Consider the following 13,442-nt stretch of genomic DNA (forward strand, 5'->3'; position numbering starts at 1 on the left):
AGGACGTCACCATGTCGGCAATGAGCAACAGCAACTGGTCCCGCCGATCACTCTTCCGGGCCGCCGCGGGTATGGCAGCGGCCGGCACGCTCGCCGCATGCGGCGGCAACAACGGCAGAGGCGGCGGATCCGGTTCGGGCGTCAACCTGACCCAGTTCTTCCACGCCTACGGCGAGCAGGGCACCGAGCAGGCCATCAAGAAGTACGCGAAGGCCTACGACAAGGCCAACGTGACCACGCAGTGGATCACCAGTGCCGACTTCGAGAGCAAGCTCTTCGCCACGCTGCTCACCAAGAGCGCGCCCGACCTCTTCGAGTTCCACCCGCAGATACAGATGATCAAGAGCGGTCAGGTGGCGGACCTGACCGACATCATCGATCCGGTCAAGAGCGACTTCAACCCGGCTGACATCAAGTCGCACACGGTCGACGGCAAGATCTACGGCGTCCGGATGATCGACGACCCGCAGTTCTTCTTCTACCGCAAGTCGATGCTGGAGAAGGCCAAGGTCCAGGTGCCGACCACGCTCGACGAGCTGGCGGAGGCCGCCGCCAAGCTCACCACCGGCAAGGTCAAGGGCCTGTACATGGGCGACGACCTGCACAGTGTCATCAACCCGATGATCTGGTCGGCCGGTGCGGACACCCTGAACGAGAAGAACGAGATCGCCTACCACACCCCGGGTGTCATCGAGGGCATCAGGAAGATGCGCAAGCTGTTCACCAGCGGACACCTTCTCCTCGGCGCGCCGACCGCGTCCTGGGACCCCTCCTCGCTCAACCAGGGCCTGTGCGCCATCCAGTTCTGCGGCATGTGGGCGATGCCGGCGATCCAGAAGGCGCTCGGCGACGACTGGGGAGTCTTCCCCTTCCCGAAGACCATCGACTCCGGCAAGCAGTCGGTGTACAACGGCGGTTGGTCGATGTTCGTCAACGCCAAGGGCAAGAACGTCGAGGCCGCCAAGGAGTACGTCAAGTGGCTGTGGATCGACCAGAAGCAGTACCAGGAGGAGTGGGCCACCTCCTTCGGCTTCCACATTCCGCCGCGTACCTCGATCGCGCAGAGCGCCACCAAGCTCAAGTCGGGCAACGCCGCTGAGGGCGTCCGGCTCTTCAACGAGTTCGGCCACTTCGACAACATCGGCTGGACCCAGGCCATGATCACCTCGCTCGAGGACGTCTTCGCCAACTCCGTCCGCAAGGACATGGACCCGGAGGCCGCCCTCGACAAGGCCGACGCGGCTGTCAACCGCGAGCTCAAGAAGCTGTTCGGATAGGCCGCGGGACGGACCACGACATGTCGACGACCAACACGCGCGACCTCGCGCGCCCCGCCCCGGCGAAGGCCTCACCGGCCAAGCCGCGGCGGGGTCTGCGGGGCAGCCCCACCTTCAACTTCTGGCTCTTCTCCGGGCCGTTCCTCATCGGTCTGGCGGTCTTCGTCTACGCGCCGATCCTCTGGAGTCTCTGGCTCAGCTTCTTCGAAGCCCGCTTCACCGTCACACCCGACAAGTTCGTCGGCTTCGAGAACTACAAGTACATGCTGACGAACGACGACTTCGTCGGCTCGCTCGGCACCTTCACCGCCTTCGCCGCGTTCATCGTGCCCACCACCTGGGCGCTCTCGCTGGGCCTGGCCCTGCTGGTGAACCGGCTGCGCTTCATGCGGGCCTTCTTCCGCTCGGTCTTCTTCCTGCCGACCGCGTGCAGCTACGTGGCCGCCTCGCTGATCTGGAAGATGTCCATCTTCAGCGGAGTCCGCTTCGGCCTGATGAACACGGTCCTCGGCTGGTTCGGGGTCGAGAACATCGCCTGGCTGGTCGACCCCAACCCGCCCTGGTACTGGGTGGTCATCGTCTCCGCGCGACTGTGGCTGCAGTCCGGCTTCTACATGATCCTGTTCCTGGCGGCGCTGCAGAACATCCCGGGCGAGCTGTACGAGGCCGCCGCCATCGACGGCGCCAAGCCGGGCTGGCAGACGTTCCGTTACATCACGTTGCCCCAGCTGCGCGCCACGTCCACCGCGGTGATCCTCCTGCTGCTCATCGCGGCTTATCAGGCCTTCGACGAGTTCTTCAACCTCCTGTCGAAGACCACATGGGGTCGTCCGCCCCTCGTCGAGCTGTACTACAAGGCCCTGGGCGAGAGCCAGGACTACGGTTCCGGCAGCGCGGGCGCGGTCATCCTGACCGTGTTGATCTGCGCCGTGACCCTGCTCCAGGGCAAGTTCCTGGGCTTCGGAAGGGGGGATGAGTCCAAGTGACCACCACGATGCCCGAGGTGCAGGAACCCGTTCCGTCGCCGGACAAGCCCCGTCGCACCAGGCGCGGCGGCGGCGTGATGAGCTCCACCGGCCTGTACATCGCCACCGGGACCGCCGCCTTCTTCTTCCTGGTCCCGTTCTACCTTCTGCTGCGCAACGCCCTCTCCACCGACGCCGAGATCACCGGAGAGAACTGGAAGTTCTTCCCCACGGACATCCAGTGGGGCAACATCAGCGAACTGTTCACCGACGAGACGGTGCCGTTCGCCCAGTCCCTGTGGAACTCGGCGGTCGTGGCCACGCTGCACACCATCGGCGTCCTGCTGGTGTGCTCGCTGGCGGGCTACGCTCTCGCCCGCATCCCGTACAAGCACGCCAACAAGGTCTTCTACGCCGTCCTGGGCACCCTGATGGTGCCGACGGCGGTCACCTTCGTCCCGAGCTTCGTGCTGGTGTCGTCGCTCGGCTGGGTGGACACCTACCGGGGTCTCATCATCCCGGGTCTGTTCAGCGGTTTCACCTGTTTCCTGTTCCGGCAGTACTTCCTGGGGTTCCCCAAGGAGCTGGAGGAGGCCGCGCGCGTGGACGGACTGGGTTACTGGGGTGCGTACTGGCGCATCGTGGTGCCCAACTCGCTGAACTTCTTCGCGGCGATGGCGACCATCACCTTCATCAACGGCTGGAACTCGTTCCTGTGGCCGCTGGTCATCGGCCAGGACCCGGGTTCGTGGACCGTCCAGGTCGCGCTCTCCAACTACATGACCAACCAGACCGTGATCTTCCATTTGATCTTCATGGCCACCGCCTTTTCCATCCTGCCCCTGGTGTTCGTGTTCCTCTTCCTCCAGCGCTGGCTGGTGCAGGGGATCGCGCAGACCGGCATCAAGGGCTGAGCTAGGAGACAGATGTCTTTCCGCACCACCACTGACATCGGTTACGTAGAAGACGTCTCGCCGGGCGCCGGGGCCCTTCCGCCCCGCGCCTGGTACGCGTCCTCTGACGCGAAGTCGCTGTCGCTGAACGGGCGTTGGCGACTGCGCGTGTCGCCGACGGCCGACGCCGCGGACGACTCGTTCGCCGAGGAGGGGTACGACGCCGGGGACTGGGCCGAGGTCACGGTCCCGGGACACTGGGTGCTGCAGGGCGAGGGCGCTTTCGGCTCGCCCGTCTACACCAACCACCTCTACCCCTTCCCGGTGGACCCGCCCCGCGTCCCGACCGAGAACCCGACCGGCGACCACCTGCGGGTCTTCGACCTGCCTCAGGGGTGGCCCGACGTCTCCGACGGCGGTTTCGTTCTCCGTTTCGACGGTGTCGAGTCCTGCGCCCGGGTCTGGCTGAACGGCACGGACATCGGCGAGTTCAAGGGCTCCCGGCTGGCGCACGAGTTCGCGGTCGGGCATCTGCTCAGGCCCAGCGGAAACATCCTCGCCGTCCGGGTCCACCAGTGGTCGGCGGGCTCGTACCTGGAGGACCAGGACCAGTGGTGGCTGCCGGGCATCTTCCGTGACGTCACACTGCTGCACCGCCCGGCGGGCAGCGTGCTCGACTTCTTCGTGCACGCCTCCTACGACCACGTCTCGGCGCAGGGCACGCTGCGCGTCGACTCCGACGTCGACGGGCGGGTGACCGTGCCCGCCCTGGGCATCGACGTCCCGACCGGGGAAGCGGTCACGGTGCCGGTGCAGCCGTGGACGGCGGAGACGCCCGCGCTGTACGACGGCGAGCTGGTGACGGAGGGCGAGCGGGTCCCACTGCGCATCGGTTTCCGTACCGTCGAGCTGGCGGACGGCCTGATCAAGGTCAACGGCCGGCCCATCCTCTTCAAGGGCGTCAACCGGCATGAGTGGCATCCGGAAACAGGCCGCGCCCTCGATCTGGAGACGATGCGCGAGGACGTGCTGCTGATGAAGCGGCACAATGTCAACGCCGTCCGCACCTCGCACTACCCGCCCCACCCGGCTTTCCTCGACCTGTGCGACGAGTACGGGCTGTGGGTGATCGACGAGTGCGACCTGGAGACCCACGGCTTCGTCGAGCAGGACTGGCGGGACAACCCGGTCGACGACGACCGCTGGACGCCCGCCCTCCTCGACCGCGCCGCCCGCATGGTCGAACGGGACAAGAACCATCCGTCGGTGGTCATCTGGTCCCTCGGCAACGAGGCCGGCACCGGACGCGGCCTGACCGCGATGGCCGAATGGATCCACGGCCGCGACGCCGCACGCCTCGTGCATTACGAGGGCGACCTCAACTGCCGGGACACGGACGTCTATTCACGCATGTACGCGTTCCACGAGGAGGTCGAGCGGATCGGCCGGGGCCTGGACGGCGGCACGCTGCGCCGACGCCGACTGCCCTTCATCCTCTGCGAGTACGCCCACGCCATGGGCAACGGCCCCGGTGGACTGGCCGACTACCAGCGGATCTTCGAGGCGCACGACCGGCTCCAGGGCGCCTTCGTCTGGGAGTGGATCGACCACGGCGTCAAGCACCCCGAGCTGGGCTACGCCTACGGCGGCGACTTCGGCGAGGAACTGCACGACGGGAACTTCGTCTGCGACGGCCTGGTCCTGCCGGACCGCACCCCTTCCCCCGGCCTCGTCGAGTTCAAGAAGGTGATCGAGCCGGTAGCCCTCGAAGGGGCCGAGGACGGCACCGTCCGCGTCACCAACAAGCAGGACTTCGCCGACCTGTCGGCTCTGGCCTTCACCTGGGCGTTCCAGGTGGACGGCGAGACCGTCGCGGCGGGCGACCTGGCGGTGCCGGCGCTCGCGGCGGGCGAGTCGGCCGACGCCAAGCTGCCGGAGCCGCCGACCGACATCCCGGCCGACGCGGAGACGGGTTGGACCGTCCGGGCGCTGCTGGCCGAGGACACCGCCTGGGCGTCCGAAGGGCATGTGGTGGCGTGGGGCCAAGTCCCCGTGACCGCACGTACGGCGCCGTCGGTCACCGCGAGCGCCGGCCCGGTCGTCGGCGAACGGCTCATCACCCTGGGCCCGGCCTCGTTCGACGCCCGCACCGGCGAGCTGCGGACCATCGGCTCGGTGGAGGTGACCGGGCTGCGTCTGGACGTGTGGCGGGCGACCACCGACAACGACGACGGCGCGCCCTGGCAGTCGGACGTCCGGCACGGCGTGCTCTGGCGCAAGCTGGGCCTGCACCGGATGCGGCACCGGCTGGACGCGGTCGAGGTCGGCCAGGACGCGCTGACGGTACGGACCCGGGTGGCGCCGGCCGCCTGGGAGGTGGGCCTGTCGACGGTGTACAGATGGTCGTCGGACGGCGACCGGGTACAGCTGACCGTGTCCGTGACCCCCGAGGGCGACTGGACGGTGCCGCTGCCCCGCCTCGGCGTCCGCTTCGGGCTCTCCGAGGCCGACCGGCTGACGTGGTTCGGCGGCGGCCCCGGCGAGGCGTATCCGGACAGCAGGGCAGCGTCGAGCATCGGCCGCTGGCAGTCGACGGTCGACGACCTGCAGACGCCGTACGTCCGTCCGCAGGAGAACGGCGCCCGCGCCGACGTCCGCTGGGCGGAGCTCGGCGGGCTGCGCATCGAAGGCGACCCGGAGTTCTGGTTCACGGCGCGACGCTGGACGAGCGAGCAGCTGGACGCCGCCCGGCATCGATCCGACCTCGTGCCGGGCGGGACGGTGTGGGTCAACCTGGACCACGGTCAGCACGGTCTCGGCTCCCAGTCCTGCGGGCCGGGCCCGCTGCCGCAGTACTTCCTGAACGCGGCGCCCGCCGAGTTCTCGTTCGTCTTCACGGCAACCGGTTGACCAGCAGGTCCGATCAAGAAAGTCCGATCCGTGACTTGAATCGATTAATCGATTGACCTTTTGATCCACATTCCGACACGGTGATGACGTCTCCCGCGGCCGGCCGGCCGCGCTTCATTGGAGGTTGAACGAGTGATCGGCAGCATCGAGGTGCGCGGCCTGTCCCGCACCTTCCACACCACCGTCCGTCGGCCAGGCCTCGTGGGGGGCCTGCGTTCGCTGGTCAACCCGGAGCGGGTCGCCAAGCACGCCGTCTGCGACATCACCTTCAGCGTGGCCGCGGGCGAGCTCCTCGCCCTGCTCGGCCCGAACGGCGCCGGAAAGTCCACCACCATCAAGATGCTCACCGGCATCCTCACCCCCACCTCCGGCGAGGCACGCGTCGCGGGCGTGGCGCCGTACCGGGAGCGGGAGCGCAACGCCCGCAACATCGGCGCGGTCTTCGGACAGCGCACCCAGTTGTGGTGGGACCTGCCGGTGCGCGAGTCGTTCGCGATCCTGCGCGACATCTACGAGGTGCCGAAGGCCGAACACGCCGCACGTCTGAAGGAGTTCGACGACCTTCTGGAGCTCTCCTCGTTCTGGGACACCCGGGTGCGCCACCTCTCCCTCGGCCAGCGGGTGCGCTGCGACCTCGCGGCGGCGCTGCTGCACGACCCGCCCGTCGTCTTCCTCGACGAGCCCACGATCGGGATGGACGTGGTGGTGAAGGAGCAGGTCCGCGAGTTTCTTCGGCACCAGGTCGAACAGCGCGGCCGTACCGTCCTGTTGACCACGCACGACATGACGGAGGTGGAACGCCTCGCCGAGCGCGTCGTGCTGATCAACCACGGACGGCTGGTCCTGGACGGCACCCTCGACGAGATCCGCCGCACGTTCGGCTCCACCTGGCAGGTGCGGGCCACTCTCGCCGACCCGCACGCCGAGGTCGTGGCACTGCCGGGGATCGCGGTTCTGCGGCACGAGGGCTCACGGGTGGTGTTCGGCCCGGACGGATCCGGCGCGCCGACCGTGCACCAGGCGCTGAAGTCGGTCATCGAGCGGTACGAGGTGACGGACATCGCCCTGGACGAGGCCGAGTTGGAGGACGTGATGCGGGCCGCGTACGTGCAGGCCGGGGACATGTGATGGCGGCCCTGCACGCCTGGCGCGCCGCGCGCGTCACCCCGCTCGGCGAGTTGCACACCCCGCCCCGGATGACCGCCGTCCTGCTCCGCCTGGCCGTCCAGGTGGTGCTGGTGGCGTCCCTGTGGCACGGCCTGTACGCCCACACCGGCACCACCGCCGGGATGACCCGCGACCAGGCCGTCACGTACGCCGTGCTGGCCGTACTCGCCTCCCGGCTGCGGGAGTTGGACCAGTACGCGGGTCGGGACAGCGTGATCCAGCACATGCACTTCGGCACCATCGTCTACTGGTACCTGCGCCCGCTGTCTCCCCAGCGCTACTACGCCCTGCGCGCCCTCGGCGAGCAACTGTACGGTCTGGCCTGGGCGTTGACCGGGTTCGCGGTCTGTCTCGCGGCGGGGGTCGTGGAACCGCCGGGGTCGGCCGCCGTGGCGGGGGTGTTCGCGCTGAGTCTGCTGCTGGGCCAGTGGATTCTGTACTACGTCATGCTGGTCATCGACCAGCTGTGTTTCTTCACCCTGCGCAACAGCGCCGCGATGCTCATCCTGATCTTCGCGCAGAACCTGTTGTCCGGGGTGTACGCGCCGTTGTGGTTCTTCCCCGACTGGTTCGTCACGCTGAGCGGCTTCCTGCCGTTCCAGGCCACGCTGAGCGTGCCGCTGTCGCTCTACGTGGGCCGCATCCCGTTGTCGGACGCCGGACCCGCGCTGCTGGTGCAGGTCGCGTGGGTGGTCGTGCTGGCCCTGTTCACCCGGCTGGTGTGGCGACTCGCCGCCCGGCAGGTCATCTCGCAAGGGGGCTGACGCGCTTGAAAGCCATACGTCTCGCGTGGCGGATCACGCGTCTCAACTTCCGGGCCCAGCTGGAATACCGTTCCGAGTTTCTGATGATGGTCGCGATCGGCGCCGTCTGGCAGGTCTCGGTGATCGTTTTCGCCACCGTGCTGCTGACCCGTTTCAGCGGGATGGGCGGCTGGGACAGCTCGGAAGTGCTGCTCATCCCGGCGACCCGGATGCTCGCCCACGGTCTGTTCGTCCTCTTCCTGGGACGGATGCACGGAATCGGTCACTACATCCAGGAAGGCAGGATCGACGTCTGCCTGGTGCGGCCCATGCCGGTACATCTCCAGGTCCAGTTGCGGGTGTTCCCCACGAATGCCATCGGTGATCTGACCGTCGCGGTGGCCCTGATGGCAGGCGCGCTCAGTCGCAGTCACCTCGACTGGACGGCGGGCCGGACCTCGTACCTGATCGTGGCCGTGCTCGGCGGCATGCTCCTGGAGGCCGCCCTGTTCACGGCGGTAGCCTCCGCCGCCCTGCGTTTCCCGGCCGCCGACTACTGGGGCAGCTGGCTCGAGGAGCTTCTCGGCACGTTCGGAAGCTACCCGCTCAACGTGCTGCCCAAGGCAGTGGGCGGCTTGCTGACCTACGGCCTTCCCCTGGCCTTCGTCGCGTACTTCCCGGCCGCCGTCCTGACCGGCCACGGCCACGACACTGGCGTCCCCTACTGGCTGGCGGCGGCCTCCCCGCTGCTGGGCCTGCTCGCGTACATCGGCTCACGGCTGCTGTGGCGGTGGAGCCTCAGCCACTACACGGGGGTGAACGGATGACGCCCGCGCCGCGGAGGCCCACGGGCCGCTGACGTTCCCGTCCCCTCGGCCGTATCGCTCGGATCACGCGGCGCGGTACGCCCGTAGAAACGCTGCGACACCGCCGCTCATCAGGCGCTCGGTCTCCTCCTTCGGCAGCGGCAGCACCCCGTAGTGGGAGCGCTGGGTGATCGAGTGGGAGACCAGCGCCGTGAAGTGCGTCGCCGCGAGGGTCGCGTCACCGTGCACGTCGAGCAGACCGGCGGCGGCGAGGCCCTCCATCGCCTCGGCCAGGGCGCGGCCGACGGGGCCCGGCCCCGCGTCCCGCCAGGCGTCGAGCACCTCGCGTGGGACGTGGTCGGCCTCGGCATGGATGTGGCGGACGAGGGCGAAGTGATTCGGGTACTGGGCCATGAGGCCGACGAAGCCCCGGGCGAGGGCGACGAGGTCACGCTCCAGGTCCTGCGGCCGAGGGGGCCGATCGGGGTCCAGCACGGCGTGCAGGCAGGCGAGTTGTGCGTCCTTGACCTCGCCGGACGTCCAGGTGACGACGGCGCCGAAGAGCTGCGCCTTGCCGCCGGGGAAGTGGTTGTAGAGCGTGCGCGTCGAGACGCCGGCCTCGGCCGCGAGGGCGTCCACGGAAGCCCGCGCGTACCCCTCTCGGCCGAAGACGGTGCAGGCCGCACTCGCGATCGCCATCTGCTTCTCCAGTTTGCGGGGCGAGAGCGAGCGCCGCGCCTCGTCAACCCAGCTCTCGTTGGTTGTGCCCACTCTCGACTCCTCGCTACTTACAACGCCCGTTGCACTTTTTACAACGCTCGTTGTAGCTTACCGAAGGTGAGGCCGCACCGCGCGGCCGTCCCGCCCCGCAAGGGTCGCGAGGAAGAAGCAGGGGGACACCCATGCCCGCCAGCAACACGCCCGCAGCCGAAAGCGTCACCACCGCTGTCGAGAACGACGCCCCGCTGCGCGTGGCCGTCATCGTCGGCAGCGTCCGCGAGGGCCGTCAGGGCCGCGCCGTGGCGGACTGGTTCCTCGGCGCCGTCACCGGACACGACGGCCTGGACCTGGACGTCATCGACCTCGCCGACACCGATCTGCCCCTGGTCATGCCCGGCTGGGGCGGCTCGCCGAGCCCCGAGACCGTGGCCGCACTGGCGGACGTCTCACCGCGACTGGCCGCCGCGGACGCCTTCGTCGTCGTCACACCCGAGTACAACCACAGCTTCCCGGCCGCACTGAAGAACCTCATCGACTGGCACCACTCGCAGTGGCAGGCCAAGCCGGTCGGATTCGTCTCCTACGGCGGCCTCGCCGGCGGCATCCGCGCCGTGGAGCAACTGCGGTTGGTGTTCGCCGAGTTGCACGCCATGACCGTGCGGGACGCCGTGAGCCTGCACGGTCCGTGGTCAGGGCTCGGGGAGGACGGCACACCGCGCGACGCGGACGTCTGCGAGGGCGCCGCCAAGGGCATGCTCGGTCAACTCACCTGGTGGGGACGGACGTTGCGAAGCGCCCGCGCGAGCCGCCCCTACCAGGGCTGAGGGAACAAGCGGCTGCAAGCGTTTTCTGCCCTGCACTCACTGTTTCCTCAACAGGCCTTGTGCGTCCCACCGGTCGGCCTCAATCTGAGCTCTGTTCAGCTTTCTCACCGACACCTCCCCGACCGGAGACACCCCCACATGAGACGACTCATCGGCACCCTGGCAGCCGGCGTTCTGGCCGTCACCGGCCTCACCGCGACCGCCGCAGCGCCCGCCCAGGCCGCGTCCGCCGCCGCGTCCGGCAGCTTCAACGTCCTGACGTACAACGTCGCGGGCCTGCCCGAGGGACTCAGCTCCGGCCACCCGGCCACGAACACCCCGCTGATCTCACCGAAGTTGGCGACGTACGACATCGTCAACGTGCAGGAGGACTTCAACTACCACGCCGCGCTCTACGCGGGGGACAACCACCCGTACCGCACCGCCACCAGTGGCGGCGCGGCCATAGGCGACGGCCTCAACACCCTCTCGGACTACGCCTTCGACGACTTCGAGCGGGTCCGGTGGAACAACTGCACCGGGACCAACTGCCTTACGCCGAAGGGCTTCACGCTGTCCCGGGTCCGCTTGGCGGAGGGCGTCTTCGTGGACCTGTACAACGTCCACACCAACGCCGACGACTCCGACGACGCGCTGGCCGCCCGACGCGCCAACATCGAGCAGCTGTCGGACTTCATCCAGGCGAACTCGTCCGGTAACGCGGTGCTCGTGATGGGCGACACCAACACGCGCTACACCCGAGCCGGAGACAACATCCGCACGCTCGCCGACGAGAACGGCCTGACGGACGCGTGGGTGAAGCTGGTGAAGGGCGGCACCCGGCCCACCCAGGGCGCCGACGCGCTGCTGTGCCCGACGACTGCGCCGACGAACGGCTGCGAGGTCGTGGACAAGGTCTTCTACCGGAGCAGCAAGCTCCTGACCCTGAACGCGACCCGTTACAACAACGAATGGGCGTCGTTTCTGGACTCCGCGGGAGGCAACCTCTCGGACCACTTCCCGCACACGGTCGACTTCTCCTACACCCTCAACTCGAGCGTGCGGGCGAGTGACTTCTTCGGCGGTCCGCACGGCACGGCGTTCAACGACGCGGACGACCTGCCGGCCGCCCCGGCCCCGCGCACGCTGACCCTGCGTGGCGGCGCCCGCTTGGACGCGGTGGCGCTGACGCACGACGGTGGTACGACGCTCACCCACGGAGGCGCGGGCGGTACCGCGACGTCGCTGACGCTGGCGACGGGCGAACACCTCACCTCGGTGAAACTGACCCAGGGCCAGAAGGACGGCCGCACAAGGATCTTCTCCGCGGCGTTCACGACGGACAAGGGCCGCACGCTGTCCTCCGGCACCGCGACGACCGACACGACCACGTTCACGGCCCCGTCCGGCTGGCAGATCGTCGGCTTCACGGGCCGCGCGGGCGACGAGGTGGACAAGCTGGGCGTGCTGTACGCGCCGATCAGCTGAGCCTCGTACACCAGGACGCTTGCGCCGAGAATCCCGCCGGGGCTCCGCCGAGCCTGCGGCGGGACAGGGCGACGGGCCCCAGGCGAACCCTCCCCCGGTCGGGATTCCGCGGGGCCGTGGGCCGGCCCCCACCTGCGGAACCCTTAAGATCCTGCCCAGTACCTCCAGGCCCGAGCGCACACAAGGCGGTCCCCTCCATGCCACGAGTCGGCCTCACCACCGACCGCCTCGTCGAAGCCGCCGCCGAGGTCGCCGACGAGGTCGGCTTCGACAACGTCAGCATCTCGGCGCTGGCCCGGCGCTTCGGAGTCAAGGACGCGAGCCTGTACTCGCACGTCAAAAACCTCCGGGAGCTGCGAACCAGGCTCGCGCTGCTCGTCGGCGGCGAGATGATCGACCAGATCGCCGCGGCCGTCGCCGGACTCGCCGGCAAGGATGCGCTGGTCGCGTTCGCGGGGGCCTATCGGGAGTACGCCCTACGGCACCCCGGACGGTACGCCGCCACCCAGATCCGTATCGACGACGAAATCGACCAGGAACTGGCCGCCGAATCCCCCGTACTGCGCCGCACCGCCGAGATCACCTACGGGATGCTCCGCGCCTACGGTCTCGACGAACCCGACCTGACCGACGCCGTCCGCCTGTTGCGCAGCACGTTTCACGGGTACTGCCTGCTGGAGGCCGGCGGCGGCTTCGGGGCGCCCCGGGACGTGCAACGGTCGTGGGACAAGGCGATCGACGCCCTGCACCTGGCGCTCACCCACTGGCCGCGGGAGGACGACACCGCAAGGTGACGTCACGTCAGTCGTGGCGTACCGCCTCCACGCCGAGCCTCTGTATGTCCTCGTACGTCGGCGCAGGGCCGCTCGGCCTGTGTCCCGCACGGATCTGGTCCACTGCTTCGAGCGCAGCGCCCAGGGCGCGTCGGTACAGAAACGAACCGAGGCTGATGCGGCTCACCCCCAGGTCGGCGAGATGGGGAACCGCGGGACCCGCCGGTGAATAGAGGACGTTGAGGGGGACGTCGAGCTGCGCCACCAGCGCGGCGATCTCCCGGACATGTGTCAGACCCGGGACGAACACGCCGTCGGCGCCGGCTTGTCGATAGGCGTCGAGGCGGTGCAGCGTCTCGGTTTCGTCCTGTTCCCCGAGCCAGTACGTATCCGTGCGCGCGTTGACGAAAAGGTCGGGTACGGCCGCCTTGACGGCGGCGATCTTCGCAGCATGCCGGTCGACCGCCCCCAGGCCGTCCTCCAGGTTGATGCCGACCGCCCCCGCCGCCGCAAGCTGACACGCGAACTCCGCGACCTCGTCGGGGTCTTCGCTGAAGCCGCTTTCCGCGTCGACGGTCAGCAGAAAGGGTTGCGAACCCAGTGTTCGCGCGAGCCTCAGGGTTTCGTCGCGGGTGGCCGACGCCCCGTCCGGAAGCCCCACCCCCGCCGCCACCGCGAGACTCGTCGTGCCGATGGCCCGGAAGCCCTGCCCCGCCAGGGCCCGTGCGGAGGCGTGGTCCCAGGCGTTGGGCAGGAGAAGCGGGGTGTCCGCATGATGGAGGTCTACGAAGGGGCTCGGTGTCGTCCTGGGTGCACGCATACAGCCCACGCTAGGGGCGCGTCGTTTCGGTCCTCGCCGAACCGTCGCCGCCGAAGGGGCCCCACCAGTGGATCCGT

General features: G+C 68.7%; 12 protein-coding genes. 10 read left to right on the forward strand and 2 right to left on the reverse strand.

The genetic code is table 11. The features are described from left to right. Positions 1–20: 20 nt before the first annotated feature. The 7 genes from ACIBAF_RS24805 (at position 21) to ACIBAF_RS24835 (ending at position 8,782) form a co-directional block, all read left to right on the forward strand. A complete protein-coding gene (locus ACIBAF_RS24805; protein WP_399465723.1) occupies positions 21–1,277 on the forward strand; it encodes an ABC transporter substrate-binding protein in 1,257 nt (418 codons plus the stop codon). A 20-nt stretch (positions 1,278–1,297) separates the two neighbouring features. Next, positions 1,298–2,263 (forward strand): carbohydrate ABC transporter permease, encoded by a 966-nt coding sequence (locus ACIBAF_RS24810; RefSeq protein WP_399465725.1) that lies wholly within the window; start codon positions 1,298–1,300, stop codon positions 2,261–2,263. After that, on the forward strand, positions 2,260–3,156 hold the full coding sequence (locus ACIBAF_RS24815; RefSeq protein ID WP_399465727.1) for a carbohydrate ABC transporter permease: 897 nt from the start codon (positions 2,260–2,262) through the stop codon (positions 3,154–3,156). The genes ACIBAF_RS24810 and ACIBAF_RS24815 overlap by 4 nt, the downstream gene beginning before the upstream one ends. A 12-nt stretch (positions 3,157–3,168) precedes the next feature. Then, positions 3,169–6,045 carry a glycoside hydrolase family 2 TIM barrel-domain containing protein gene (locus tag ACIBAF_RS24820; protein ID WP_399465729.1) on the forward strand — a complete coding sequence of 959 codons (2,877 nt, stop codon included), beginning with the start codon at positions 3,169–3,171 and terminating at the stop codon, positions 6,043–6,045. 132 nt (positions 6,046–6,177) lie between these two features. Then, positions 6,178–7,173, forward strand: a complete 996-nt coding sequence (locus ACIBAF_RS24825; protein WP_399465731.1) for an ATP-binding cassette domain-containing protein — start codon at positions 6,178–6,180, stop codon at positions 7,171–7,173. Next, entirely contained in the window at positions 7,173–7,976 is an 804-nt protein-coding gene (locus ACIBAF_RS24830) for an ABC transporter permease (protein ID WP_399465733.1), read from the forward strand. Before ACIBAF_RS24825 ends, ACIBAF_RS24830 begins: the two co-directional genes overlap by 1 nt. 5 nt (positions 7,977–7,981) lie before the next feature. After that, positions 7,982–8,782 (forward strand): ABC transporter permease, encoded by an 801-nt coding sequence (locus tag ACIBAF_RS24835; protein WP_399465735.1) that lies wholly within the window; start codon positions 7,982–7,984, stop codon positions 8,780–8,782. A 63-nt stretch (positions 8,783–8,845) separates the two neighbouring features. Here the strand turns inward: ACIBAF_RS24835 and ACIBAF_RS24840 are convergent, their stop codons facing one another. Beyond that, complete coding sequence (locus ACIBAF_RS24840) at positions 8,846–9,532, reverse strand: TetR/AcrR family transcriptional regulator (protein WP_399465737.1); 687 nt, start codon at positions 9,530–9,532, stop codon at positions 8,846–8,848. A 131-nt stretch (positions 9,533–9,663) separates the two neighbouring features. Here ACIBAF_RS24840 and ACIBAF_RS24845 point away from each other — a divergent pair, with 131 nt between their 5' ends. The 3 genes from ACIBAF_RS24845 to ACIBAF_RS24855 all read left to right on the forward strand — a co-directional run bounded on the left by ACIBAF_RS24845 (position 9,664) and on the right by ACIBAF_RS24855 (position 12,566). Next, on the forward strand, positions 9,664–10,305 hold the full coding sequence (locus ACIBAF_RS24845) for an NADPH-dependent FMN reductase (protein WP_399465739.1): 642 nt from the start codon (positions 9,664–9,666) through the stop codon (positions 10,303–10,305). Between the two features lie 138 nt (positions 10,306–10,443). Then, positions 10,444–11,772, forward strand: coding sequence for a jacalin-like lectin (locus tag ACIBAF_RS24850; protein WP_399465741.1), 1,329 nt, complete (start codon positions 10,444–10,446; stop codon positions 11,770–11,772). A 197-nt stretch (positions 11,773–11,969) separates the two neighbouring features. After that, the gene (locus ACIBAF_RS24855; protein ID WP_399465743.1) at positions 11,970–12,566 is read left to right on the forward strand and encodes a TetR/AcrR family transcriptional regulator; all 597 of its coding nucleotides are present in this window, start codon (positions 11,970–11,972) and stop codon (positions 12,564–12,566) included. A 7-nt stretch (positions 12,567–12,573) separates the two neighbouring features. Here the strand turns inward: ACIBAF_RS24855 and ACIBAF_RS24860 are convergent, their stop codons facing one another. Beyond that, complete coding sequence (locus tag ACIBAF_RS24860; RefSeq protein WP_399465745.1) at positions 12,574–13,365, reverse strand: isocitrate lyase/phosphoenolpyruvate mutase family protein; 792 nt, start codon at positions 13,363–13,365, stop codon at positions 12,574–12,576. Positions 13,366–13,442 lie beyond the last annotated feature (77 nt).

It is taken from the genome of Streptomyces sp. NPDC051677, from assembly GCF_044453465.1.
Classification (GTDB): domain Bacteria; phylum Actinomycetota; class Actinomycetes; order Streptomycetales; family Streptomycetaceae; genus Streptomyces.

Bases quoted from the DNA above. Each gene is read 5' to 3' on its own strand.
- ACIBAF_RS24805 (WP_399465723.1), top strand. From the start codon at position 21: ATGAGCAACAGCAACTGGTCCCGCCGATCACTCTTCCGGGCCGCCGCG.
- ACIBAF_RS24810 (WP_399465725.1), top strand. From the start codon at position 1,298: ATGTCGACGACCAACACGCGCGACCTCGCGCGCCCCGCCCCGGCGAAG.
- ACIBAF_RS24820 (WP_399465729.1), top strand. From the start codon at position 3,169: ATGTCTTTCCGCACCACCACTGACATCGGTTACGTAGAAGACGTCTCG.
- ACIBAF_RS24830 (WP_399465733.1), top strand. From the start codon at position 7,173: ATGGCGGCCCTGCACGCCTGGCGCGCCGCGCGCGTCACCCCGCTCGGC.
- ACIBAF_RS24845 (WP_399465739.1), top strand. From the start codon at position 9,664: ATGCCCGCCAGCAACACGCCCGCAGCCGAAAGCGTCACCACCGCTGTC.
- ACIBAF_RS24850 (WP_399465741.1), top strand. From the start codon at position 10,444: ATGAGACGACTCATCGGCACCCTGGCAGCCGGCGTTCTGGCCGTCACC.
- ACIBAF_RS24855 (WP_399465743.1), top strand. From the start codon at position 11,970: ATGCCACGAGTCGGCCTCACCACCGACCGCCTCGTCGAAGCCGCCGCC.
- ACIBAF_RS24860 (WP_399465745.1), bottom strand. From the start codon at position 13,365: ATGCGTGCACCCAGGACGACACCGAGCCCCTTCGTAGACCTCCATCAT.